Source organism: Streptomyces sp. NBC_00285, from assembly GCF_036174265.1.
In the GTDB taxonomy this organism is placed as follows: Bacteria; Actinomycetota; Actinomycetes; order Streptomycetales; family Streptomycetaceae; genus Streptomyces.
This window is the reverse complement of record NZ_CP108055.1, coordinates 10,148,344-10,172,411: the sequence shown is the minus strand read 5'-3', so window position 1 is coordinate 10,172,411 and position 24,068 is coordinate 10,148,344. Positions and strand designations below refer to the sequence as shown.

Below are 24,068 nucleotides of genomic sequence, written 5' to 3'. Positions count from 1 at the left end.
CGGGTAGCTGTCTGGGGCAGGAAGGGTTACTCCGGAGCACCGCTCGCGTCTGCCGGCGTGCTCTCGCCTTGGCGATGGGGCGAACTGGGCAGGGGGAGTGAGAACCACACGGCTTTGCCTTCCTCGGCGAGCAGGGTGCCCCAGGTGGAGGCGAGTTGGTCGAGCAGGGCCAGTCCACGGCCCGACTCCTCGTCGAGGCCCGCGGTCCTGGCGCGGGGCAGCACCGGGCTGCCGTCGCAGACTTCGATGTGGAGTTCGTCCCTGGTGCGTCGCAGGCGCAGCCGCAGGGGGTCGCAGGCGTGGCGCACCGAGTTGGACAGCAGCTCGGAGGCCAGCAGGCATGCCGTGTCGGTGAGGGGCTCGCAGTTCCAGTCCTGCAGGGTGCGGCGCAGGAATTGGCGTCCTTCCCGCACGCTGATGGGCTGCGCCGGCAGGAGTGCGGACACGGCGGTCACCGGAGCGGGCGGGATGCGGGCCAGGAGCAGGGTCACGTCGTCGCTGTAGTCCTGGGGGTCGGGCAGCAGGGCGGTGAGAACGGAGTCGGCGGCCCGCTCTAGACAGGCGGTATCGGCAACGGCTTTTTCGAGAGCGATGGCGAGTGCGTCGATCTGCAGTTCGATGTCGCTGGTGGGGGTTTCCACCAGGCCGTCGGTGTAGAGGGCCAGCACTGAGGATGGCGGGACGGTGATCCGGGTCTCCTGGTGTGGTATGTCGCCGACGCCCAGCGGCACACTGACACTGACCGGGAGCCTGCGAACCTGTCCGGTGGGATCCACCACCAGCACTGGCAGATGACCGGCCGAGCACACGGTCAAGGCGCTCTCGTCGGGGTCCAGGACCAGGTAGCAGCAGGTGACGAGTTGGTCGGGCAGTTCACTGACGACCGCGTCCAGGGCCCGCATCAGCTGCCAGGGCGGCATGCCAGTCTTCGCCAGGGCATGGGAGGCCGAGCGCAGCTGGCCCATGACGGCGGCGGCTTCCAGGCCGCGGCCCATGACGTCGCCGATCAGTACTCCCATGCGGCCGCCGCCCAGGGCGATCAGGTCGAACCAGTCCCCGCCCACGCCGGGTCCCTGCCGGGCGGGGAAATAGCGGCTGGAGGTGTCCATGCCGGGCAGGGGGATGGGTGAGCCCATCAGGCTGCGCTGGAGCGTCAGGGCAACGTGGCGCTGCTGATCGTAGAGTTCGGCGAGCTGAGCTTCGGCCTTCTTGCGTTCGGTGACGTCACGGATGGCGGCGGAGACCAGTGTGCCCTCCGGGGTATCCAGCGGGCTAAGGCTGATCTCGACGGGGAACTCGACCCCGTTCTGGCGCAACCCGTACAGCTCCAGTCCGGCGCCCATGGGGCGTACCCGTCGGTTGTCGACATAGCCGTGCCTGTGGGCGGGGTGGTGATGGTGGAACCGCTGGGGGACCAGGATCTCCACCTGCTGTCCCAGGAGTTCTTCCCGTCGGTAGCCGAACAGGGCCTCGGTCTGTGCGTTGACCAGCTGGATGGTTCCGGTGTCGTCCACGATGACGATGGCGTCGGGGGCGGCTTCCAACAGGGCACGAAAACGCGCTTCGGCGGCCTTGCGTTCGCTGACGTCCCGTACGGCGGCGGAGATCAACAGTCCGTCGGGGGTCTGCAGCGGGCTGATGCTGATCTCGACCGGGAACTCGCCTCCGTCGCGGCGCAGCCCGTACAGGTCCAGGTTGGCGCCCATCGGACGAACCTGCTGGTTTGCGGAGTAGCCCAGACGGTGACCGGGGTGCTGAGCGCGGAAACGCTCCGGGACCAGCATCTCGATGGGGCGGCCGAGCAATTCGTTGCGGGGATGACCGAACAAGGCTTCGGTCTGGGCATTGACCAGGCGGATGACGCCTGCGTCGTCCACGATGACCATCGCGTCGGGGGCCGCTTCCAGCAGGGCGCGAAACGGTTCCTCGGCCATAGGGATCATGTTGGGGTGCCTCTCCCGCATGCCTGGTTCCATGGCATATCTCAGCATCGACTGCAGCGAGGGCGGGCGCCTTGTAGTGAAGTGTCCTTTCGTGACATTTCCTGGCCGGAACGGGCGCGGGTCCAGGTCGAACTACTCAACCGCAGACGGTGGCGGACCCGCCTGGAGCTGTCCACCGCGCTCTTCGAGTACCTGGAAATCTTCCATAACCGACAGCGCAGACACTCCGCGCTGGGCATGCTCAGCCCGGTGGAGTACGAACTCCGCACCGCGCCAGTAGCCTGAAACCAAGCAACTCGGCTCCACTCGACTCGGGGCAGTCCGGAGTCTCTATTCGAACCGGGGCGATTCACGCTGAGCGCCCCAGAGGTTACGCAACACCAGCAGGGCGGGCCTTCGCCTTCCTGGTGTTCCCGAACCCGCTTCCGCTCACGTGGCGGTCTGCCGTGAGGACAACCGACCGGCCAGTTTCAGCCCCGGCATGCCGAGGAGCTCCCGCACACAGGTAAAAACTCAAGCTGATGCAGAAGCGCGGGTACGCGATGCTGACGAGGTCCATGCTCTGACCGTAAGCGGCCCTCGCGCTACGGACGTTCAGTCCTGTGGCGCACGAGCGGGGGCAGCAGGCCATCGCCCGGCCAAAAGTCCCGCTCGGCGACGAAGCAGGCGAGGAGCATGGCGACCTCGGCCAGAACTGCGGCATGTTCTTTCGGCCCGTAGGTGTTGGACTGGTCGGCGTGGGCGACATCGAGGGCACGCACGCCGGAGTCCGGGCCCGAGCAGACGAGGGCACGCCCGATCTCGGGCAAGCCGAGGCTGAGAGCGTCACACTGCCCTGCACGGACGAGCTGCATGAGGTCGGTGGTGACCCTCTCCCAGTCGCCGACCCACGGCCAGCTGGCAGCGCCGTCCGACTCCGCCGGTGACAGCTACGGTGCTTTGGCACACCGCCCTCAGGGGTGCCGTTTCAGGGGTCAGTTTTGGCGCAGGACGTCGCGCAAGCGGGTGGCGAAGGCGTCGGGATTCTCGACGAAGCCGGTGTGACCGCCGGGGAAGGATGTCGGCTCGATGCCAAGGGCCTGGGCGAGCGCCTGGGAAGTGCGGTCGCATTGCTGTTCGGCTGAGTCGTCGCCGATGCCGACCACGATGCGGGTGCCGGCCGAGCGTAGAGCAGTCAGGTCGGGCTGCCAGTGCGTGGTGGCCCGCAGTTCGTGGGCGAACCAGCGGTGTTCGTCCGCGACGTGTTGCGGATCGCGTACCCCGCCGAACATCGCCTCGATCGCGCCCGTGGGCAGGGTTATGTTGGCCTGGATCATGAACATGGTCCAGGCGCCGATGAGATCACCCGTGAGGTAGGTGGCAATGATGTCGTCGGTCTGGGCATGGAGCTCCTGACGATCGGCGAGCAGCTCGGCCAGTGGGGGCTCGTGTGCGATGACGGTGTGGACCTGGTCGGGATGAGATTGGGTCAGGGCCAGTGCGCTGACGGCGCCGCCGCTGGAGCCCAGAACCGCGGCCGGGCCGGCGTCCAGGTGCGCCAGGAGCCGGGAGAGGTCGTCGGCGCGCAGGAGCGGGGTGGATTCCTGGTCGGGATCATCGAGTTTGCTGCGGTTGATGCCCCGCGGGTCGGTAGTGAGCACGCTGTGATCAGCGGCGAGCACGTCGGCCAGCGGTGCGAAGGCGCTGGCGTCCATCGGGGCACCGACGAGCACAATGAGGGGGCCCTGGCCGCGCACCTCGTAGTGCAGGCGCGCGCCGGGGACCTCAAGGGTGTGGGCCGTGACGATGTCGGTCGAATCGGCTGTCAAAATTCCTCCTGGCGCAGTGCGATGCCTTGGTGTTCGACCACTTGGACCTGCCTGGCTTTGCAAAGTCATCGCTCGGAGGGAAATCAGGAGCGCCGGTGCCTTGCGGACCGTCTGCCAGGTCACCCCGTACGTGTGCTGCAGAGCGTGCATCGACATCGCGGCGCGGTGGTCCCGGCGGGGATGTCCTCGGGGTGGCGATCCAGCCGTGGGTAGGGGGCGCGGACCCTCGGGCCCGGTTCTGGACGTGAGGGGCGGTGCCCTCCAGCAGTAGGGACGGTCGTCCTTTGTGTCTGTGTACGGCGCTGGGTATGCGACGTCCGGTCACGATCCGGCACCGAAGGTGACGATCGTCTGGCTGTCACGGGGCGGGCTGGCGACCATGCGCCCGGTGCAACGATCGCGGATCCGCCGGGCAGCCATCATCTGCACAGTCCTGCAAGTGGCGACGGTGGCGCTGGCGTTGTGGCTTCCAGGCAGTTTGAGGGGGTTCGACTGTCCGCCACGCTGGTCGCGCTGGCCCCGCCGTGCCGGCGCCTGCCTGGCCTGGGCCGCCTGCCGTGACGACCGCAGCGAGGCCGCGGCGGACACCGACGCGAAATCGTGGTGGCGACGAAGGCCAGATCGGTCATCGCGAGCTCGTGGCGAGATGTGAGGTGTGGATCGGTTCGGACAGTGCGTGCTCAGCGCCTCCGGGGCCGGATCCGCCCCTGTTGACGGCTTCCATAGGGCCGCTCACCCGCTCTTGACGGACCCCATATGCACCCGCGAGATCACCACGGCAGCGTCCGCCACCACCCTGATGGCCCCACCCGGCCGGTCCGATAATCCGTCTTCTCCTCCGAACGGGCCGATTCGATCTTCTTCATTGATCCCATACATAGCTCGATGGGGGTGTTCGCTCCACGAGACGAGGACACAGTGTTCAGAGCAGAACCAGGTACCGCCGCCTCGCGCCGGCGCCTGCACGACACTCCGCCCGGACGGCGGAGACGGCTCGCCGGTCTGACCGGTCTGAGCCTCGCGCTGATCGCGACCGGTTCACCGGCCCTCGCGGTCACCGGGCTCGGCCCGCTCGCCGCAACCGCACGGGCCGCCGCTCCCAGTGACGGCACCCTGACCGTGCGGGTCGTCACCGAGGTGGACGCGGACGGCGCGTACGACAGCGTGCTGGAACCGGGCCTCGCCGGCGTCAGGGTCACCCTGACGGACGACGCCGGCCAGGTCCGGAACGCGACGACCGGGGCCAACGGCACCGCCACCTTCGCGGCCACGACCGAGCTCACGGGCGGCAAGTACCGCGTCCAGGTCGCCAACCCGGACCCCGACAACCTCTCCCCCGCCGTCGCGGGCCTGGGCGCGGGCGCCGACGTCATCCGCAGCAGCGTCGGCTTCGTCGACGTCTCCGGTGGTACGGACGTCACGTACACCACGGGTTTCTGGGATCCCAGCCTGTACTGCCAGGAGAACCCGACCCTGGTCACCTGCAACCTCGCCAAGGGGGATGCCCCCGACACGTACAAGGGCCTGGTGTCCTTCGGCGGGGGCTTCACCGGTAACACCTCCGGGGGCGTCACCCAGCTGACCGACAACACGAAGCAGCAGGCCGTGTTCGGCATCGGCGTGGACCGCACCGGCAACAAGTACATGGGCACGCTGGTCAAGCGGCACACGGCCTACGGCCCGGCGGGCGCCACCAACACGATCTACCGTCAGTTCGGCACCGAGAACGCCGTCGACACCTTCGTCACGCTGCCCGGCACGCTCACCGCGCACGAGACCACCGACAACCTGCTGCACGACAACGCCGTCTACAGCAAGGTCGGCCGCGAGGGCATCGGAGACGTCGACGTCTCCGGCGACGGCAAGACGCTGTACGCGGTCAACCTCAGCGACTCCAAGCTGTACAGCGTGGCCATCACGGGCTCCGGCGACTCCGTCACGCCCGGCACGCAGACGTCGTACGACATCCCGAGGCCGCAGGCCTGTGTCGGCCAGTGGCACCCGTACGGCATCGGCGTGCGCGGCAAGCGCGTCCTGGTCGGCGGGGTGTGCGGCGCCGAGACGACCGTCACCTCGGACCTCGCGTGGGGCAACCCGGGGCAACTGAGCGCGCACGTCTACGAGTTCAAGAACGGCGCGTTCAGCGAGATCTTCACGCACGCGCTGGACTACCCCCGCGGCTGCGCCTACCGGTTCACCGGTGATCCGGCCACCAACTTCCGCTGCACCAAGCCCTCCACGGTCGGCCAGCGCATGAGCGGCATGTGGGAGGCCTGGAACGAGCGCGTGCCGGCTCGGGAGGAGCACTCCTTCATCTCCGCGCCGCAGCCGATGCTGTCCAACATCGAGATCGCCGACAACGGCGACCTGGTGCTGGGCTACCGCGACCGCTTCGGCGACATGACGGGGACCTACACGTACGCGTACAACAGCGCGACGGAGCCGCTGGTCACCGGCATCGCCGCCGGCGACGTGCTGCGCGCCTGCAAGTCCGGGACGACGTACACGCTGGAGAACAACGGCTCCTGCGGTTCGCTGAAAGGCAATCTTGCGGACAACACCGAGGGCCCGGGCGGCGGCGAGTTCTACAACGACTCCACGGTCCTCAATGACGCGGTCCACGACCAGGTCGGCCAGGGCGCCACGGCACTCCAGCCGAACCGCGACAAGTTGTGGGGCACGGTCTACGACCCGATCAACGCCTACGAGCAGGGCGTCCGCAGCTGGACCGCGGACAGCGGAGCGATCGAGGGCAACCTCCTGGTGCAGCCCACCTATGACACCTCCACCCCCCTCCCCCAGAACCTGTTCGGCAAGGCCAACGGTCTCGCCGACCTGGAGCTCGTCTGCGACCAGGCGCCCGTCCAGATCGGCAACCGGGTCTGGTACGACTCGAACGGCAACGGCATCCAGGACCCGTCCGAGCCGCCCGTCGCGGGCGTCGTCGTCACGCTGAGTCCGCCGACCGGGCCGCCGCTGACCGCCACGACCGACGCGAACGGCGAGTACTACCTGGGCACGGAGGAGGGCCTGAAGCCGAACACGGCGTACGCGGCCACCTTCGACTACAGCGGCATCAACCCGGCGACGCTGCCCGGCTCCCCGACGCTCGCCGAGCTGAAGTGGACCCAGCAGGCGGCCGGTTCCGACCGCGCGCTCGACTCGAACGTCGACTCGGCGGGCCGGACCACGGTCAGCGTCGGCGACCCCGGCTACGTCAACCACACGGTCGACGCAGGCCTGGTCGGCCCGGTCAACAAGCTGGGCGACTACGTCTGGTACGACACCAACGGCAACGGCATCCAGGACCACGGCGAGCCCCCGGCGCCGAACGTCACCGTCAACCTGTACAACGACAACGGCGACCTGCTGAAGACCGTCAAGACCGACGAGGGCGGCAAATACCTCTTCGACAAGCTGGCCGACGGCAAGTACAAGGTCTGCTTCGTGAAGCCGGCCGGCTACGCCTGGACCAAGCAGAACGCGGGCGGCAAGGGTGACGACTCGGTCATCGTCCCGACCACCGGCTGCTCCCCCGTCGTCACCCTCGGCCCGGGCAACCGTCAGGACCTCACCCTCGACGCGGGCCTGGTCGAGGACTTGGCGCTGACGGTCGTCAAGACCGACAAGAAGACCGGCGAGCCGCTGCGCGGCGCGGTCTTCCAGCTGTGGCTCGACAGCAACGGCACCTCCGGCCTCCAGCGGGGCGGCGCCCACAAGGACCGGATGGTCGGCGACTGTGTCAGCGGCCGGACGGGCATGTGCTCCTTCGACGGCAACCGGATCGGCACGTACTACCTCGTGGAGAAGGACGTCCCCGAGGGCTACGTCCTGCCGGACAACCCGGTCTTTGGCCCCTACCGGCTGACCCTGGCCAACGGCACGGGCAGCGAAGGGCTGATCGTGAAGATCGCCAACAAGCGAGGTGAGCCGTGCAAGGGCAAGAAGTGCTGACGCCCTGCCTGGTGGAGTGATGGCCGCGCACCCGGGAGGGTGACGCGGGGCGGGCCGCGTACCGGTGTCGACCGGTACGCGGCCCGCCCGCATGTAGAGACATTCCATGCGACGCATCACGAGTGGCACGACCGAGAAGACACCCAGAACGCCGAGGACTCCGAGGATGCCGAGGACGCGCAGGGTGAGGCGGGCCTGGTGGGCGCTGGGCGTCCTTGCCGCGGCGGCGGCCTGCTCCGGCCTCCTGCTCACCGGCGGCGGCGATTCCGGCCCCCGGCCCCTCTCCGTCGAGGAGGCCCAGCGCCTGGCCCTGGCACGCTTCCGCACGTACCGGATCAGCCCCTCGGAGATCACCGTCCACGCGCCGTCGGGCGACGGCACCGCCGTGGTACGCGCCGTCGTCGACCATCGCAGACACCGGGCCGTCGGGTGGTACGAGGTGACAGGCGCCGGACGTCCGGACGGCGGACTGCTCGCCTGGGACCAGAGCGGGCTGGCGGTCGCCGACGGGGCGTCCCCCACGGCTCCCGTCGAGAGTGCGCTGCGCGCGGCGGGACACCTGAAGGCGACGGCGTGGACACGCCGCGCGTTCGGCGCCGCGCCGCTCGACACCGCCCTGAAACTGGCCCTGTCGCTGGGCGCCGACCGGCCCGACAACGCGCAGCTGCTCGCGCAGTCGGGCCCGTTGCGGTTGCGCGACGAGCGCGTGGACGGTCGGCGCTACGACGTCTTCTCGGGGCCGCGGCCCCGGCCCAACGCGTCCGCGTCGCCGGCCGGGTCTCGTGGTGAGCGTTCTCCGCTGTCGTACTGGATCGACGAGCAGGGGGGTATGCGGCGTGTTCGGGTGGATCTCGGTGGGGGCCGGAGGATCACCATGGATCTGGGTGGGGTTCGGGTGCGGGGGGTTGTTCTGCCGGGCGCGCCATGGGGAGAGCGGTGAGTGGCGGGTGCGGGTGGGTTGTGGCTTGTCGCGCCCACGCGGCGCAGCCGCACATCGGTACAGCCTCGCGCCCCTAAAGGGCGCCCTTCGCGCCCGGCAGCTTGAACTCGCTCCAGCTCACCTTGCCCGGTAGGTCTACCGCCGGGTGTGCCGCAGTCGTAGTGGCCTGCGGCATTGACCGCTGGCTCGGCGGTGCCGGTACGTCCTGGAAGGAGAGGCCGGGGGGTGCCTGGACGGGGGTCGGGTGGCCCAGGGGGTCGCGGACCAGCCCGGTGTCCGGCTCCTGCCCTGCAGCGCCCCGGGTGCCCTTTGCGCAGTGTGTCTCGCGCGGCAGGCGCGCCGGGCTGGTGAGCGACTCCCCGTTGCCGGTGAAGCAGTTGCCGGCCGGGGTGCCGGTGGCCAGGACCAGATCGGTGCCGTTGGCGGTGACCCGGTTGGCGCGCACGGTGTTGGCGCGCGCCGGATAGCCCTGTACGTCGCTCAGCAGCACCCCGGCCGCCCTGTTGCCGCTGATCAGGTTTCGCTCGATGACGTTGGCGCGCCCGCCGCCCGCGCCGATGCCGATGCCGAAGCCGCCATCAGCCTGCTCGGGACTGGCGTCGTCGTTGTTGTCGGTGAGCGTGTTGCCCGCGATGACGGCGCCGTGCTGCGGGCCGAGCGCCTCCAGGTCGTTGGAGTTGAGGGTCAGGCCGACCCGGTTGCGGCTCGCCCGGTTGCCCAGCAGATAGAGGCGTTCGGAGGCGTTGGTGACTTCCAGGCCCACCGCGTTGTGCTCGACGGTGTTGTGCTGCACGACCGTGTCGCAGGGACGGCACTGGCCGACGTAGATCCCGGAGTCGGCGTGTCCGGAGGCGTAGGAGTGCTCGATGATCCCGCTTCGGGCATCGAAGGCGTAGATGCCGTACAGCGCGTTGTTGTACGCGGTGACGTAAGAGGCCCGGAAGCCCTTCAGCGGGGGGAATTTGACGGTGTCGAGGGGGTCGTACGCCGAGCCGCCGGCACGGCCCGCCTCCAGAGCGGCCTGGTCGGTGACGCCGGTGAACAGGAGACCGTTGGCGAGGTTATTGCGGACGGTCAGGTTCTCCACGACGGAGCCCGCGCCGGTCACGGTGATGCCGTTGGCGCGCTCGAACTCCCCGTCGACGACCACCCGGGAGCGGTCGAGGCCGCGCAGCACCACCCGCGCCTTCGAGACGGTCACGCTCTGCCGGTAGACGCCGGGTGACACCAGGACGAGACCGCCCTCACCGACCCGGTCGACCGCCTCCTGAAGGGAGTCGGTGTCCTGCGGCACCCGCACGACCGAGGCCGGCGCGGCCCCGCCGGAGCCCTCGGGCGAAAAGGCCGTACAGGCACTGGCGCCGGTGAGGAGACAGACGGCGACGAGCAGGCCCCGGGCGATGGTTCGCCGGGACACGGTCCGTCCGATTCGCGTAAAAAGAATGTTTGGCACGATCGAAGATGTATCGTCCCTTTCACTCTTATGACAGCACATGCCGCTTTTCCCACGCCCGACGGCGCGTCGGCCCCCGCCCGCCGGGACGTTCTGACCCGCGCCGCAGCCCTCGGTGCCCTCACCGCCTCCACCTCCGCATGCGCCGACCACGCACGTTCCCGTCCCGCCGGCGCGGGCCCGCCGGCGTTCGGTTTCCGGGGCCCGCGCCAGGCCGGCGTGACGACACCTCAGCAGATGGCCGCGCTCGTCCTGGCGTACGACCTCGCCCCGGCGCTACGGGCAGCGGGCGGCGTGCGGGCACTGCGGGAGGTGTTCGGGCGGTGGACGCGGGCCCTGGCGCAGGCCCTCGACGGTGAAAGCCCGCCGCCAAGTCCCGCACAGGCGAAGGACATCACGGAGATCGGGGGCGCCGCGAAGTCCCGGCTCACCGCGACCGTGGCGATCGGTCCCCGCCTCCCCCGGCTCCTGCGCGTCGCCGCGCCGCCCGCGCTGCGCGAACTGCCGCCGTTCCCCGACGACCGGCTCGACCCCGCGTACGGCGGCGGTGATCTGCTGGTCCAGCTCTGCGCCGACGATCCGCGCGTCACGACGGCCGCCGCGAGCGCGCTGACCCGGCTGGCGGGCGACACCCTGCGTCCGCGTTGGCGGCAGACCGGGTTCCTGCCGCCGACCCCGGCCGGGCGGACACCGCGCAACCTGATCGGCTTCAAGGACGGCACGGAGCAACCGTCACCCGAGGAGTGCGAGCGCTGGGTGTGGTCCGACGACGCCACGTTCCTCGTCGTGCGCCGTGTCCACATCGATGTGGCCGGGTTCGCGCGGCTCAGTACGCAGCGGCAGGAGCGGATCATCGGGCGGCACCGGGCGAGCGGGGCGCCGCTGGGACGCCACCACGAGCACGACGACGTTGACATCTTCGCGAAGACACCGCAGGGCCGGTACGTGATCCCGCTGGGGTCCCATGTACGGGCGGCCAGTCCCCGGCTGGACGCCGGCGCGCGGATACTGCGCCGGGGCTACAGCTACGACTCCGGGCCGGACGACCGGGGCCTGTTGTTCCTCGCCTTCATGCGGGATCCGGCGCTGTTCGCGCGTGTCCAGCACCGGATGACGGCGACGGACGAGCTGAGCCGCTTCACCGAGCACCGGGGTTCGGCGGTGGCGTACGTCCTTCCGGGCGCCCTTGCGGGTGAGGATCTGGGGGCACGTCTGCTGGCGTGACCAGGTCCTCGGGCTTGGTCGGCCGGGGCGGCACCTTGCGTTCCGTACCCGGCTTCACGCCCCACACGTACACGGCGTCGTCCTCGGCGAGGGTGTTCCACAGCCGCTGGGCGTCGTCGAGGCGCAGGTTGACGCAGCCGTGGGAGCCGCCGGAGAACAGGTCGCCGGGGGTGCCGTGGAAGGCCTGGCCGTCGCTGAAGAACTGGGAGTACGGCATCGGCGCATTGTCATACAGGTCGGAGTAGTGGTCGAGGTCGCGCCAGTAGACGGTGAACCAGCCGGTACGGGTCTCATAGCCGTCACGCCCCGAGCGGACGGGCACAGGCGCGTACACCACCCGGCTCCCCCTCTGAACCCACATCAACTGCCGGGTCAGATCGACACAGGCGACGCGGTAGGTGCGCACCGGGCACTTCCCGGCGGCGTTCGGGTTGGGGCGGGCCTCAACCACGAGCATCGTGCGGTAGGTCACCAGGCCCGCGTAACCATCGGCAGGCCACACTGCGTTGCGGCTCTGGAAGGCGCGGATCGCCTCACAGTCGCCGGACGCCTGCTGCCCGTCCGCGGGCAGCTTCAGATACTCCTCCAGCTCCTGCTGATAGGGACCGGTGCCGGCAGTGCACGCCACGGATGCGAGGGCAGAAGTGGGCGCGTCGGCCATGGCGACTCCCCTCGGCACCAGTGCCTCCAGGAACAACCCCACGACCACCACCGACATCGCCACTCGCCCACTCGCCACAACGCCTCCTCAACAGACCGACCCACCTCCCCCACAGATACGCCAAATCGACAGGACCCGTCCGCTCACACCAGACACACCCGACACACCGCCATGCGCCACGCGCCCCGAAAAATCCCCCGGCAACCACGCAACCAACCACGACGAACCCACCACTCAACCCCCGCAACACCCACAGAACACCTAGCCCAAACGAGTGCACAGACCGCCCCGCCCCCCCCAGGTCGCCCCACCCTCTCCCACCGATCACCGCGAACACCATCACCAACGGGACCCGAAGCAAGAAACGCCAGCAAGAGCAACATCCAGGCACACAGGACAGCCGTCGCCAAGGCGGGCAGAACCAGGGCGCCTTCAACCGCGTCCGCGACTACGCCAACACCCCCGACGGACTCACCGCCGACCTGCGCGCCCCCACAGTCCGCCCCCGCATCGTGCCCGTCCCCTACAACAGCCGCCCCTCCATCTGCCCCGTCCGCGCGTGGACCGCATGGAAGAACGCCGCCGGTCTCACCCACCCGGACCGCTACGCCTGGCGCCGCCTCCACAACCACGGGCACACCGTCGTGACTCCTCCCCCGGCTGAAGCCGGGGGCTTCTCGTTACGCCGGGTTGGCGTTGCGACGGACCAGCCCGGCCCGTAATACGTTGGTGGCTGCCACGGTGTCGGCGTGGGCGTGGTGGCCGCACGAGACGCAGTGGAACTTTTCCTGTGTGGGCCGATTCTCCTTCGCGGTGTGCCCGCATTCGGGGCAGGTGCGGGAGGTGTTGCGGGGGTCCACGGCGATCACTTCCCGTCCGGCGCTTTCAGCCTTGGCGTGCAGGATCGTCAGGAACACCCCCCATCCGGCATCGGCGATCGACTTGTTGAGCCCGGCTTTGGCGGCGGCCCCGTTGGGCAGGAAGGTACCCGGCCGGTCAGGGTCGGGCCTGGGTGCGGGGACCTTGGTCATGTTGCGGATCGTGAGGTCTTCGTGCGCGATCACATCGTGTGCGCGGACCAGACCGAGCGCGGTCTTGTGGGCGTGGTCGAGCCTCTGACGCCGTACCTTGGCGTGGAGCTGGGCAACCTTGTCCACCGCGCGCCGGTGGCCTGCGGTGCGGTCTGAGGCCTTGCGGCGCGGGAACCGGGACAGGGCCTGCTGCGCGGCTTCGAGCTTTTCGGCCGCGCGGCGGCCGTGGCGCGGGTTGGGCACGAAAGCGCCGTTGGAGTCGGCGAGGAAGTTCGCGATGCCCAGGTCGATGCCGACCACGGAGCCGGTCGCGGGCAGCGGCTGCGGCTGGTCCTGTTCGGCGGCCAGTACGACGAACCAGCGACGGCCCTCGCGCTTGACCGAGACGGTCTTGACCTTGCCGGCCACGGCACGGTGCTGGTTGACCTTCACATGCCCGACGCCCTGGAAGCGGACCCGGGTGACCCGGTCGTGCGGGGCGGAATCCCACCGGCAGCCGTCCCCGTCCTTGGGGAAGTCCACCGTATCGAACCAGTTCACCCCGCGAAAACGCGGATATCCCGGGGTGCCACCGGAGGTGACCCGGCGGAAGAACGCGGCGAACGCCTTGTCGAGACGGCGCAGGGTTGCCTGCTGCGAACTGAACGACCAGCGGCCCTGACACTCCGGGTCGAACGCCCGGATCTCCTTGAGCTGCGCGGACTGCATCCCGTACCTGACGGTTGTCTTCGACGGATGCCGCCAGGCGTCACGCCGCTCCTGCAAGGCCCCGTTATAAAGGGAGCAGTGATCCCGCAGCATCTCGGACAGTGCCTGCGCCTGACGGACGGTGGGCCGCAGGAGGAACTTGTACGCACGGATCATCTCGGCCCACCCCCTTCCGGTCGAGTTCGCTTGATCCTACTACACTTGGTGTATGTCACCGCGCTGGGAACCAGATCCTGATGTCAGACGAGGAAATCATGTCGTTTTCAACCTTCACGCCCACTTGGTGTTCGTCACTAAATACCGGCGTGAGATCTTCAACGACGACATGCTGACGCGCTGCGAAGCGATCATGCGGGACGTGTGCGAGAGCTTCGGCGCGAAACTCCGGGAGTTCAACGGCGAAGGCGATCACGTCCACCTGCTCGTGCACTACCCGCCGAAAATCGCCCTGTCCAAGCTCGTCAACTCCCTCAAGGGCGTCAGCTCCCGATATCTGCGCGCGGAGTACACCGGCCGGATCAACCAGATCGGCACCGGATCCGTGTTCTGGTCCCCGTCCTACTTTGCGGGGTCCTGCGGCGGCGCACCCCTGAGCATCGTCAAGGACTACATCGAGAACCAGAAACGCCCAGCCTGACTGACCGCCACCCCGAGGAGCAGGGATCTCCGGCGCTACGCGCCTCCGGGCCGAGGATCGCATTCCCGCCCGGCCTGAAGGCCGGGATCCCCTGCGAAGAACAAGCGATGGAGAGCGGGCTGCAGCCCAAGTCCATCGGCGACATCGTCACCCGCGCCGGCGAACGCGCCGCAATCGAGATCCGGTTCACCGGACACTCCCCGCACCGCGGGCTCGCGACGTCCGCGCGGCTCAAGGGTCACGACCAGATCGCCATCGCCAAGCAGGGCGGATGGGCCCCGCACTCCAAGGTCCACCGACGACACCCAGCCCCCGGTGGCGATCCAGGCGATCAACAAGCCCCTGCGCGCCCACGGCCACCAGGCGGGCCGCCTGCGTGTGGACCGCATCCTCAACGAGGCCCAGCACACTGACGACCCCCTCCACCTCATCCACCTCTTCGGTCTCTCTCCGCACCGCCATGAAGTACATCCACGCCGCGCACCCGCACCGCAGCCAGAGCGACCCGATCATGTCCTGAGCAGCACGGGCTGTAGGAATGTGAGGTGCGTGGGCACTCCGACCTGGAACGTTGCGGTGATGAGGGTCCCAGTAGTTCTCGCGGAAACCAGCACTACGCCGTGCGGCAGCCCATCGCTCCGGGCTCGGCCCCCGATCGAGCGCGGCTGGGTGAGGCGTTGACCCTCATAGCTAATGTGGCTAGTCTATAGCTAATGAAATTAGCCATTTTGATGGAGGACGGCATGACCGAGCACCTGAGGATCGGCAAGGACACCATCGCCTTCGACGTGACCGGGGAAGGTCCTCTGGTCGTGCTGGCGCACGGTATCGGCGACAGCCGGCACTCCTACCGCTTCCTCGTTCCCGGCCTGGTGGCCGCCGGTTACCGGGTCGCGAACGTCGACATCCGCGGGTGCGGTGAGTCCAGCCTCGGCTGGGACGGTTACAGCCGCACCGACATCGCCGGAGATCTGGTCGCCGTCGTGCGTCACCTCGGCGGCCCGGCCGTGATCATCGGGCAGTCGATCAGCGGCGGCGCCGCGACCATCGCGGCCGCCACTGCGCCCGACGTGATCAGCGGAGTGATCGAGCTGGCTCCGTTCACCCGTGCGCAGCCGGTCGACCTGGGCGGGCTGATCCGGGTCAAGCGCTTCCGGACCGGGTACACGCGGCTGGCAATGTTCATCGTCCTGGGACGCCTGGCGGACTGGAAGAAGTACCTCGACGTGGCCTACCCGGCCAAGCCCGCCGACTGGACCAGCGAACTGGCCCGCATAGAGGCCACGCTGAGTGAGCCCGGCCGGATGAAGGCCCTGCAGGCCATGTGCAAGTCCAAGCCCACCGACGCCGGCACCCAGCTCGCCCACGTCACCTGCCCGGTCCTGATCGTCGAAGGCAGCCTGGACCCCGACTGGGCCGACCCCCGCGCCGAAGGGGAGAAGATCATCGCCGACCTGCCCGCCGGCCTCGGCGAGCTGGCCGTGATCGACGGCGCCGGCCACTACCCGCACGCCCAGACTCCCGACCAGGTCCTCGCGCTGGCCCTGCCGTTCCTGGCCAAGGCGGCCGGCCGTGCCTAGGGCCGGACTCACCGCCGCAGCGGTCACCGAAGCTGCCGCTGCCCTGGTCGACGAGGTCGGGTTCGACCAGCTCGGCATGGGCCTGGTCGCCGAACGGCTCGGAGTCAAAACCCCCTCGCTGTACAAACACGTCACCGGCCAGACCGATCTCGCCCACCGCATCGCCATCCTGGCCATGAACCAGTGCGCCGACGCCATCCGCGACGCCATCCAGGGCCGGTCCGGCACCGAAGCCCTGACCCGCGGCGCACAGGCGATGCGGACGTTCGTCAAGGACCACCACGGCCGATACTCCGCAGCCAACGCCGCCCGCCCGACCGGACCCGACGACCCCCTCATCGACGCCCTCAACCGGGTGGTCGACTCCTGGGCCGCCATGCTCCACGGCTACCACATCGACCCCGACCAGCAGATCCACGCGCTGCGGATGCTCCGCACCGTCCTGCACGGATACGCATCCCTGGAAGCAGCCGGCGGGTTCCAGTTCGCCACCGACATCGACGACAGCTTCACCTGGATGATCGACTTCATCGACCACGGCCTGCAGGAGGCCACGGCCACCAGCACCCGCAGCGCCCCCTCCCGCACGACCGCGCCGGACGTGACGCTCTGACCGTCGTGCTTGCGCTCCACGCCATTCCCCTGCCCCACCGAGCACCGGTGGACTGGCCGATCAGGTCGTGCACGGCGGTGTGGTGCTGCTGGACCCGCTCGGCCAGCCGGCCCGCGTGGGAGCGCGGCGGGTGCAGGATTTCAGGGGGCGAGTCCGGGGCGGGGGCCGGTTCGCGAAGGCAGGAACTGTGCTTGCTGACCAGGGACGTCACGGCCTCGGCAAGGTTGTGCCAGAGGTGCCACAAGTCGGCGACCTGGACGGCGTCGGGGGCTCCGGCAGGCACCAGGCACCACGGTGGCGATGGTGTCGAACAGCATCCGCTCCGTCCAGCCCTGCCTCAGGTCCTCCCTGCTCAGGCCTTCCGGGCTCGGCCGGGGCATCGGGCCAACTGCCCGCCACGGCAGCAGGGTTGAGGCCGTAGGCGGCCTGCACGGCCGCGATCGCCTGCTCGTAAATGTCGGTCTGCATGTCGATCGTCAGCTGCACACCTTCCCTTGTACCGGAGTCATGGTCGCGGCCGGGATGACCTCCAGGAGGCGGATGCCTCGCTTGGGAAAGTCTTCGGGAGACCGGGTCCGCCGGGCTCAGCCGACGCGGCGGGGGCGGCCGACCGGGGTGGGTGCCACGCCGAGGTGTTCGAGCAGGAGCCCTTCTCTGGTGGACCAGGGGCAGATCTCGACGCTCCTGGCTCCGCAGGCTTCCATGAGTGCCTGGGCGATCAGGGCTCCGGCCAGGGACTGCTCGGCACGATGCCGGGAAATACCCGGCAGCTTGGCCCGGCGGGACGGTGCCGCGTCGGCCAGCAAGGAGACTGCCGTGTGCAGTCGGGGCAGGGTCAGCCGCCGTCGTGTGCGGGGTGTCCTGCTCAGGGCAGCGGCAAGCCGGGCAAGTTGCTCGAAAGTCTTGGAACAGGCCAGCACCCGCACTCCCGGCTCCGCTTGCGGCAGGTCGGGGACGTCGTCGAGGGACCGGCGGAGGTGCTGAAGGATCTCTGCCAGGGATCGTCGGGACGGCACTGTGCTGCCGGGAAGCCAGTCACGGGTGATCCTGCGGGCGCCCAGCGGCAGCGAGTGCACGACGCGGGGCTGGTCCCCGGTGCCGGAGGCGATCTCCACGGTGCCACCGCCGATGTCCAGGACTAGCAACTGCCCGGCCGTCGGACCCGCCCACTGGCGGGCGGCCACATAGGCCAGCCGCGCTTCCTCTTCGCCGGGCAGCACGCGCAGGCGGGTGCCGGTGGCGCGGGCCACGCGCGCGATGACCTCGTCGCGGTTGGGTGCGTCCCGGATGACGGAGGTCGCGAACGCGAAAACCTCCGGTCCACGCGGACGCGGATCGGCGGCGACGGCCTCGGCCACCGCCCGCTCGACACTCTTCATGCCGGCCTTGTCCAGACGGCCCTTGCGGTCGAGGGTCTCGTGCAGGCTCAGCCGGACCTTGCGGGAGAAGACCGGCTCCAGCACCGCACCCGGACGCCGCTGTACCACCGTCAGCAGAGCACTGTGGCACCCGACATCGAGCACCCCTGCCTGCCGCATCCCATCGCCTCCCCTGGTCCCGCACTCGACCCGGCCGGTTCCTTTCCGACGTCCGGCACCCCTCGATGAGGACACGCCTGGATTCCGGGCCAGCGTGTAAGCATATCGTCACCACGCGCGCACCCTCCGCCCCGGCCCGCCGCCCGGGGCTTGTTCCACCCACCAATTCAGGACATAGCAACGCCAAAAGCGAGGGCATCAACCGCGTGATCAAACTCGTCGCCCGCGCTCCCTTCGGCTTCCGCAACGCAACGAACCAGCGGCTACGCACACGCTGTGTCACCACCCGCCGAGCCTGTGGCCGCCTCCGCACCCGATGCCGCGAAGTTAAGCCGTTTCTGCCCTGGTCAAGGGCATGGAGCGAGGTCTGTGAGGGTGTACTGCGGGCGTCCCGTCTTGCGGATGATGCCAGCGCTTGCCCATGGGGACAGTTGCACGCAGAAGCTGTTCAGGCTGGTGATGTCCAGCATGCGTGCGAGCTCCCGGCCGTGCCAGGCCCGGTCGGGCTCGGTGGCGAGGATGGTGAGCACGCGGTGCTGGCGGCCGGAGGTCGCTGATGCCTGAGGCGGGGTGGATGTCGGTGGGTGGTCGCCCTGGCTCCAGGAACGGCGATGGCGGATCGGAGGCTGCGGCGGGATGTCGTGCGCCGCGTAGAGCGTGATGGCAATGTCGGTGATGACCTGGCTGGTCAGCGGCCTGGCGTCGGTGGGGCGGGCAGGGTAGCGGGAGATCGGGCACTTGACCTTGCGGATGTTGGTGCGCAGTCGCCGGGGCGGGAGCAGATCGGCCAGGACTGCTCAGTCGATGTCGCCGACCAGGTCGATATCGTCCGAGGTCGGGACGACACCGCGGCCGGTGATCAGGAGGTTCCGGGCGGTCTCCAGGGCGGTGGTGAAGTTCGCCCGGTCTGGATCAAGACCGGGTGCTGATTCGATGGCGGCCACCATGGCGATCCGCAGGACCTGGTAGGCGATCCCCTCGACTGACAGTGAGGGCGGGTCTGGCGCCTCTGCCTACGGGCAGCGGCCGACCGACTGACCGACGTCTCGTCCGCCTTCGCCGGACCCTGCCCACGGTGCAACGCAGCCACCTGCTGGGCAACGTCTTGGTGCCGACCGGCACGGGCGGGGCGGCGGTTCACCCAACGGCCCGGGCGATTGCCCTGGCCGACGCTGCAGCACGGAACTCCCGCGTGATCGCCTCGCCAAGGCGCCCTTCTCGCGAGGAAGCCGTGCAGTTCGTCCCTGACCGGGACGGCCCCTTCAATGCCGGAACCCGATCATGAATGCCGCACCCCGGTAAGTGGTTCTTCAGGTACAGGCGGGAGCGGGACCGACGGGGCGCTGGACAGCAAGCCCGAGCGCCGACACGATCGCGTTCATGACACCCGAGGATGCCATTATCGCCACTGCCGACCGGATCGCGGAGCTGCTGCAGGCAGGGGCCGACCCGCACACGCCGCTGCGGGGCGCGGAGTGGACGGTGGGAGAGGCGGCGGCGCACCTGGCGCTGGCAGGGAAGCTGCTGGCGGACATCGGGTCGGGCGAGGACCGCCCCTACGGCAATGGGACGCCGAGCGGCCTCGCGGCGGCCAACCGCGCGGCTCTGGCCGTCTTCCCGCAGCGGGATCCGGCGGTCCTCGGCGCGGAGATCGCGGACGGGGCCCGGGCCTTCGTCGCGGCCGCGGCCGGTCGCAGTCCCCGGGAGGCGGTGCTGACGCCGATGGGGCCGATGAACATGGCCACCCTGGGCTCGTATCTGCTCACGCACCTGCTCGGACACGGCTACGACATCGCGGTCGCGCTGCGCGGGCCCCACATGGTCAACCGGGAAGTGGTCGCGTTCACGCTGCCCTTCATGCGACTGGCCATGCCACGTGTAGTGAACGCCGGCGCGGCCGACCACCATGCGTGCTATCTGTTGCGGATCGGCCGCGACCGCTTCGCCGTCACCTTCGCGGACGGCGTGCCCACGGTCACCGATGCCCCGCCCGGGCGGCCTGACTGCACGATCGCCATCGACCCCGTCGCCTTCCTCCTCCTCGCCCTGGGCCGCTGGACCGCCCCCGCCGCCATGGCCCGCGCCAAGGTCGTCGTCTGGGGCCGCAAACCGTGGCTGGGCCTGCGCTTCCCGCTGCTCTTCACAGCGCCATAGACGAGCGAGGAGACCACACCTCGAGAGCGCGCTGGCGATCTGCGAAGTTGCCAACTCGGGCGATGATCTGCGCCAGATCGGCTCTGTCGTCGATGGTCATGTCCGCCCCTCCACGGTCGAGCTGGAGCAGGAGACCGCTGAGGCGACTGACGTCGACAACGGTCCTGGCCCGTACCCTTCGCGCCCGCTATGACGAATTTATTCACATCCCTCGGTTCTCAATACCAGAACCACAAGTTGTTGGATTTCTAGATCGGTGCTTTCTAGAGTGAGCACGCGACGTCGCACCGCGCACTCGCCAAGGCGTCCGGGAGGAGGAACGGTCGTCGACCTCACGGCTGACCAGTTCGCACTTCGTTCCGTCCGAAACGTTCACGTCACAGCGAAAGAGCCACATGAAGACCTTCACCCTGCCCGGCACCGACATGGTGGTTCCCAACGTCGTCCTTGGACTGATGCGCATCCAGGACATGACCGACCAGGCGGTGCGCACACTCGTGAACACTGCGCGCGACGCCGGCATCACCTTCCTCGATCACGCCGACGTCTACGGCTCGGACGACCACGGCTGCGAGCGTCGGTTCGCTGAAGCCATGAAACTCAGCTCGTCAGAGCGTGAGCAGTTCGTCATCCAGACGAAGGCCGGCATCGTCAAGGACGGGCCTTACTTCGACTTCTCCTACGACCACATCATCGAGTCCGTGAACGGTTCACTCCAGGCACTGAACACGGACTATCTCGACATCCTGCTGCTGCACCGTCCCGATGCTCTGGTCGAGCCGGAGGATGTGGCCCGCGCCTTCGACGAGCTGTCGGCGGCGGGCAAGGTACGGGCCTTCGGCGTCTCCAACCAGACCCCCCGACAGCTCGACCTGCTGCGCAAGCACGTGACGCAACCCATCGTGGCGAACCAGCTTCAGCTGTCGATCACTCACGCCCCGATGATCGCGCAGGGCGTCGCAGCGAATATGCAGGACCTCGATCAGTCGGTCGTACGCGATGACGGAGTCGTCGACTACTGCCGTCTGCACGACATCACCATCCAGGCGTGGTCGCCTTTCCAGGCCGGATTCTTCGACGGCCCGTTCCTCGGTTCCGAACGCTTCCCCGAGCTGAACGCGGTGATCGACCGGCTGAGCGACAAATACGGCGTACCGGCCGAGGCGATCGCGGTCGCTTGGATCACGCGCCACCCCGCACAGATGCAGGTCGTGCTCGGCACGACCACGCCGGAACGCGTCACGGCCGCCGCGCTCGGTTCCGACATCCCTCTCAGCCGATCCGAATGGTACGAACTGTTCCGCGCCGCCGGATACAAGGTGCCCTAGCCTCTGCCTTGTCCCGATGACCATTCCGCTCGCACTTCTCGTGACGCCGTCTACGACTCGGGGTGTGGGCGCCGCCAGAAGATGCCCTCCGTGCATCGCCGCCTGATCCAGTGGCCGAGGCGCCGGTACGTGACAACCTCGACTTCAACGTCGGCTGAGGCCGTTGCGCCGTACGCCGTGATCGCGCCGACCGGCACCGCGAGTCGGAGGCCGGGCGTTCAAACGGCGGGCGGCATCCCCGTAGACGCGGCCTCTCGGCGGCAGCCGGACGGGCACTGCCGACCTGTTCCCTCCTGCCGGACCTTTGCACCTGCGCCGAGGACCTGCGTGACCTCCACCTTCGGATCGTTCGAAGGCGGGTCGGGAGTGAACGACTCCTTGAACTGGAGGTGCCTCGCGTCTCGGCTCCGTTTCGTCCCCAAGACGATGGAGAAGAACGAGCGGCTCTGTTTCGCACGGGCGTCTTCGCGCTCGACACGCGTTTCGTCAACGATGGGTCACAGACGGAATGCGGGAGAACTACCAGCTCCAGGGGTCTGTCTGGTTCGAGGGGGCGGCGAGAAGCCGCGCTCCGGACAACTCGAACCCAAGAGGACAGCATGCGGTACGTCAACGGAATGCGCGGTTCGGCGATGGCGGTCCTCGTGGCTTCGGCAGCGCTGGCGGAGGCGGGATGCCAGCCCGGTGAGGGCGGTGCGGACAGCGCAGACGGCGGCGTCACTCCGTCCGGGGCCACCGGCCCAGCGGCCTCCTCCTCCGCTCCCGACGCTCCAAAACCCGGCAGCGCCACCTCCCAGCCCGCAGCGTTCCTGGCCCGGGCCGACGCGTCGGGGATGGTGATGGGCTCGTTCATGCCCCGACGCGAGATTCGCCAGCTGCGTGATCTGACGCGGTGTCGCACCGAGGTGATCACGGCCCGGGGACGGGAGGCCCAACGGCTGGAGAAGGCATTGGAGGACACCGGGATGAAGCCGTCCTCAGTGATCAGCGGCATCACCGGAGCCACCGGACGGGTGGTTTTGTACGTGGGAGCTGACACCGCTTGTTGCTCAGAGCCGGGAACGCCCGGTTTTCCCGGAGGGCAGTGTTGCTGAGCTCTGGCAACGCCCGAGGGCTTTCGGTGGGAGCCTGGGGGTGCTCTGCGGGATGAGGGTGCGCTGGCGCCACCGAAGTCCAAGGTCGATCTGTACGCGGCGATCCGCCGTGATGCCCGGGCGGCAATGTCCTACCGGGCTTTGATGCGCGAGCACGGTGTCGGATTGCGCACGGTCAAAGCGGCGTTGGAGTCGGTGTGGCCGGAGCCCCGGAGGAGTCCTTCGGCGGGTGACCAGGACGTTCACCGATCCGCGACTCTGCGTGGCCATCGTCGACCGCCTCACCTTCGGCGGGAACATCATCGAGACCGGTACCGAGTCCTGCCGACTCGCCAGCACCAGGGCAGCCCAGGCACAGGGCACCACGAAGGGCTGACGTCCATCGGCATCATGCTCGCCGTCATGACGACCGCATTCACTGGTCCGGGGCCGGGCTGGATGTGATGGCCTCTCATCAGGGGCCCGGTCAACAAGTTGCGCTGGACGCGGATCTCGCCGTGCACTGCTGACAACTTCTCTCCGCACCCGGAAAGATCACGGGCATGGCATCCCACGCGAACCAAGCCCGCGCCCTGTCCTTCGACACTGTTGCCACTCAGTACGCTGCCACCCGGCCGGACTATCCGCCGGCCCTCTTCGACGCCATTGAGGAACTCGCCGGCCGACCGCTGGCCGGCACCGACGTGCTGGACTGCGGAGCCGGCACCGGCATCGCCACTCGGCTGATGCGCGAACGAGGCGCCCACGTCGTCGCCCTGGAGCCGGGCGCTGGTATGGCGGCCGAACTGCGCGCGGCCGAGCCGGAGATCCCGCTGGTACGGGGCGAGGGAAACTGCCTGCCATTCGCCGCCGGCAGTTTCGACGTGATCACCTACGCTCAAGCCTGGCACTGGACCGACCCGGCCCGCTCCGTCCCCGAAGCCCTGCGTGTGCTACGCCCGCACGGCGTGCTGGCCCTGTGGTGGAACCAGGCCGACGTCCGCATCCCGTGGGTCGCGGCGGAGGATGCCCGACTCGCGCCCTTCACCCGCAACTACCCGTCAACCGTGGCCAAGCTGCTCGCCTCGTTCCCGGTCCACGTGGTTACCCGCGAGATCCCGTGGTCGCGCCGGATCACCGTCGAGGAGCACACCAGATACCTCGCCACCCACTCGCACTTCGCGGTCATGGACCCCATCAAGCGGGCCGAACTCCTCGACATGAACCGCACCGCACTGGTTCGGATCTTCCCCGAAGGCGAGCTCGACGAGCCATACCTGTGCGGCCTGACCGTCGTGCGATCAGCCACCACCCACACCTGAACGGAACCCAGCGCCCACAGACACCTCGCCGCCACCAAGGTCACCTCAGAACATCCACAGGGCTGCGGAACCGTGAGGCCCTGAGCGTTGTCAGTTCTCAT

The 24,068-nt window shown here is 68.9% G+C and carries 18 protein-coding genes and 2 pseudogenes; 12 read left to right on the top strand and 8 right to left on the bottom strand.

Translation table 11 applies throughout. From position 1 onward, the window contains the following. Positions 1 to 26: 26 nt before the first annotated feature. Positions 27 to 1,934 (bottom strand): PAS domain S-box protein, encoded by a 1,908-nt coding sequence (locus OHT57_RS46490; protein ID WP_328753014.1) that lies wholly within the window; start codon positions 1,932 to 1,934, stop codon positions 27 to 29. Positions 1,935 to 2,024: 90 nt separating this feature from the next. On the opposite strand from OHT57_RS46490, the gene OHT57_RS46485 reads away from it, so the two are divergent. After that, positions 2,025 to 2,228 (top strand): IS3 family transposase, encoded by a 204-nt coding sequence (locus OHT57_RS46485; protein ID WP_328753013.1) that lies wholly within the window; start codon positions 2,025 to 2,027, stop codon positions 2,226 to 2,228. Positions 2,229 to 2,527: 299 nt separating this feature from the next. Here the strand turns inward: OHT57_RS46485 and OHT57_RS46480 are convergent, their stop codons facing one another. Together OHT57_RS46480 and OHT57_RS46475 are read right to left on the bottom strand one after the other, a co-directional pair. Further along, complete coding sequence (locus OHT57_RS46480; RefSeq protein ID WP_328753012.1) at positions 2,528 to 2,797, bottom strand: hypothetical protein; 270 nt, start codon at positions 2,795 to 2,797, stop codon at positions 2,528 to 2,530. 120 nt (positions 2,798 to 2,917) lie between these two features. After that, complete coding sequence (locus OHT57_RS46475; RefSeq protein WP_328753011.1) at positions 2,918 to 3,874, bottom strand: alpha/beta fold hydrolase; 957 nt, start codon at positions 3,872 to 3,874, stop codon at positions 2,918 to 2,920. A 795-nt stretch (positions 3,875 to 4,669) separates the two neighbouring features. Here OHT57_RS46475 and OHT57_RS46470 point away from each other — a divergent pair. Further along, positions 4,670 to 7,705: an SdrD B-like domain-containing protein gene (locus tag OHT57_RS46470; RefSeq protein WP_328753010.1), complete on the top strand. Its 3,036-nt coding sequence runs from the start codon at positions 4,670 to 4,672 to the stop codon at positions 7,703 to 7,705. Positions 7,706 to 7,871: 166 nt separating this feature from the next. Then, the gene (locus tag OHT57_RS46465) at positions 7,872 to 8,645 is read left to right on the top strand and encodes a hypothetical protein (RefSeq protein ID WP_328753009.1); all 774 of its coding nucleotides are present in this window, start codon (positions 7,872 to 7,874) and stop codon (positions 8,643 to 8,645) included. Positions 8,646 to 8,718: 73 nt separating this feature from the next. Here the strand turns inward: OHT57_RS46465 and OHT57_RS46460 are convergent, their stop codons facing one another. Next, a complete protein-coding gene (locus tag OHT57_RS46460) occupies positions 8,719 to 10,062 on the bottom strand; it encodes a right-handed parallel beta-helix repeat-containing protein (protein ID WP_328753008.1) in 1,344 nt (447 codons plus the stop codon). Between the two features lie 66 nt (positions 10,063 to 10,128). On the opposite strand from OHT57_RS46460, the gene OHT57_RS46455 reads away from it, so the two are divergent. Beyond that, positions 10,129 to 11,322 carry a Dyp-type peroxidase gene (locus OHT57_RS46455; RefSeq protein WP_328753007.1) on the top strand — a complete coding sequence of 398 codons (1,194 nt, stop codon included), beginning with the start codon at positions 10,129 to 10,131 and terminating at the stop codon, positions 11,320 to 11,322. 43 nt (positions 11,323 to 11,365) lie between these two features. On the opposite strand, the pseudogene OHT57_RS46450 reads toward OHT57_RS46455, so the two are convergent. Both OHT57_RS46450 and OHT57_RS46445 read right to left on the bottom strand, forming a co-directional pair. Continuing rightward, positions 11,366 to 11,983 (bottom strand): annotated as a pseudogene (locus OHT57_RS46450) (L,D-transpeptidase); the annotation flags it as partial. A 680-nt stretch (positions 11,984 to 12,663) separates the two neighbouring features. Next, on the bottom strand, positions 12,664 to 13,878 hold the full coding sequence (locus tag OHT57_RS46445; protein WP_328753006.1) for an RNA-guided endonuclease InsQ/TnpB family protein: 1,215 nt from the start codon (positions 13,876 to 13,878) through the stop codon (positions 12,664 to 12,666). A gap of 52 nt (positions 13,879 to 13,930) precedes the next feature. Between OHT57_RS46445 and tnpA the strand changes: the two genes are divergently transcribed. The 3 genes from tnpA (at position 13,931) to OHT57_RS46430 (ending at position 16,552) form a co-directional block, all read left to right on the top strand. Beyond that, positions 13,931 to 14,359: an IS200/IS605 family transposase gene (gene tnpA / locus OHT57_RS46440; protein WP_328753005.1), complete on the top strand. Its 429-nt coding sequence runs from the start codon at positions 13,931 to 13,933 to the stop codon at positions 14,357 to 14,359. 743 nt (positions 14,360 to 15,102) lie between these two features. Continuing rightward, on the top strand, positions 15,103 to 15,939 hold the full coding sequence (locus OHT57_RS46435; RefSeq protein WP_328753004.1) for an alpha/beta fold hydrolase: 837 nt from the start codon (positions 15,103 to 15,105) through the stop codon (positions 15,937 to 15,939). Beyond that, positions 15,932 to 16,552: a TetR-like C-terminal domain-containing protein gene (locus OHT57_RS46430; protein ID WP_328753003.1), complete on the top strand. Its 621-nt coding sequence runs from the start codon at positions 15,932 to 15,934 to the stop codon at positions 16,550 to 16,552. The genes OHT57_RS46435 and OHT57_RS46430 overlap by 8 nt, the downstream gene beginning before the upstream one ends. Before the next feature lie 584 nt (positions 16,553 to 17,136). Here the strand turns inward: OHT57_RS46430 and OHT57_RS46425 are convergent. After that, entirely contained in the window at positions 17,137 to 18,090 is a 954-nt protein-coding gene (locus OHT57_RS46425; protein WP_328753002.1) for a Ppx/GppA phosphatase family protein, read from the bottom strand. A 65-nt stretch (positions 18,091 to 18,155) separates the two neighbouring features. Here OHT57_RS46425 and OHT57_RS47655 point away from each other — a divergent pair, with 65 nt between their 5' ends. Continuing rightward, on the top strand, positions 18,156 to 18,647 hold the full coding sequence (locus OHT57_RS47655) for a transposase (protein ID WP_443053578.1): 492 nt from the start codon (positions 18,156 to 18,158) through the stop codon (positions 18,645 to 18,647). Between the two features lie 240 nt (positions 18,648 to 18,887). Here OHT57_RS47655 and OHT57_RS46420 read toward each other — a convergent pair whose 3' ends face one another. Next, positions 18,888 to 19,037: a hypothetical protein gene (locus OHT57_RS46420; protein ID WP_328753001.1), complete on the bottom strand. Its 150-nt coding sequence runs from the start codon at positions 19,035 to 19,037 to the stop codon at positions 18,888 to 18,890. Between the two features lie 433 nt (positions 19,038 to 19,470). Here OHT57_RS46420 and OHT57_RS46415 point away from each other — a divergent pair, with 433 nt between their 5' ends. From OHT57_RS46415 to OHT57_RS46400, 4 genes and pseudogenes are all read left to right on the top strand, one after another. Beyond that, positions 19,471 to 20,244 carry a maleylpyruvate isomerase family mycothiol-dependent enzyme gene (locus tag OHT57_RS46415; protein WP_328753000.1) on the top strand — a complete coding sequence of 258 codons (774 nt, stop codon included), beginning with the start codon at positions 19,471 to 19,473 and terminating at the stop codon, positions 20,242 to 20,244. Positions 20,245 to 20,639: 395 nt separating this feature from the next. After that, positions 20,640 to 21,572: an aldo/keto reductase gene (locus tag OHT57_RS46410; protein ID WP_328752999.1), complete on the top strand. Its 933-nt coding sequence runs from the start codon at positions 20,640 to 20,642 to the stop codon at positions 21,570 to 21,572. Between the two features lie 1,291 nt (positions 21,573 to 22,863). Continuing rightward, positions 22,864 to 23,042 (top strand): annotated as a pseudogene (locus OHT57_RS46405) (IS21-like element helper ATPase IstB); the annotation flags it as partial. A gap of 166 nt (positions 23,043 to 23,208) precedes the next feature. After that, a complete protein-coding gene (locus OHT57_RS46400; protein WP_328752998.1) occupies positions 23,209 to 23,967 on the top strand; it encodes a class I SAM-dependent methyltransferase in 759 nt (252 codons plus the stop codon). Positions 23,968 to 24,068: the final 101 nt, after the last annotated feature.

Coding starts and splice junctions, on each gene's coding strand:
- OHT57_RS46490 (WP_328753014.1), bottom strand. CDS start 1,934: ATGGCCGAGGAACCGTTTCGCGCCCTGCTGGAAGCGGCCCCCGACGCG.
- OHT57_RS46480 (WP_328753012.1), bottom strand. CDS start 2,797: ATGCAGCTCGTCCGTGCAGGGCAGTGTGACGCTCTCAGCCTCGGCTTG.
- OHT57_RS46465 (WP_328753009.1), top strand. CDS start 7,872: ATGCCGAGGACGCGCAGGGTGAGGCGGGCCTGGTGGGCGCTGGGCGTC.
- OHT57_RS46455 (WP_328753007.1), top strand. CDS start 10,129: ATGACAGCACATGCCGCTTTTCCCACGCCCGACGGCGCGTCGGCCCCC.
- OHT57_RS46445 (WP_328753006.1), bottom strand. CDS start 13,878: ATGATCCGTGCGTACAAGTTCCTCCTGCGGCCCACCGTCCGTCAGGCG.
- tnpA (WP_328753005.1), top strand. CDS start 13,931: ATGTCACCGCGCTGGGAACCAGATCCTGATGTCAGACGAGGAAATCAT.
- OHT57_RS46435 (WP_328753004.1), top strand. CDS start 15,103: ATGACCGAGCACCTGAGGATCGGCAAGGACACCATCGCCTTCGACGTG.
- OHT57_RS46425 (WP_328753002.1), bottom strand. CDS start 18,090: ATGCGGCAGGCAGGGGTGCTCGATGTCGGGTGCCACAGTGCTCTGCTG.
- OHT57_RS47655 (WP_443053578.1), top strand. CDS start 18,156: ATGAGGACACGCCTGGATTCCGGGCCAGCGTGTAAGCATATCGTCACC.
- OHT57_RS46420 (WP_328753001.1), bottom strand. CDS start 19,037: ATGGTGGCCGCCATCGAATCAGCACCCGGTCTTGATCCAGACCGGGCG.
- OHT57_RS46415 (WP_328753000.1), top strand. CDS start 19,471: ATGACACCCGAGGATGCCATTATCGCCACTGCCGACCGGATCGCGGAG.
- OHT57_RS46410 (WP_328752999.1), top strand. CDS start 20,640: ATGAAGACCTTCACCCTGCCCGGCACCGACATGGTGGTTCCCAACGTC.
- OHT57_RS46400 (WP_328752998.1), top strand. CDS start 23,209: ATGGCATCCCACGCGAACCAAGCCCGCGCCCTGTCCTTCGACACTGTT.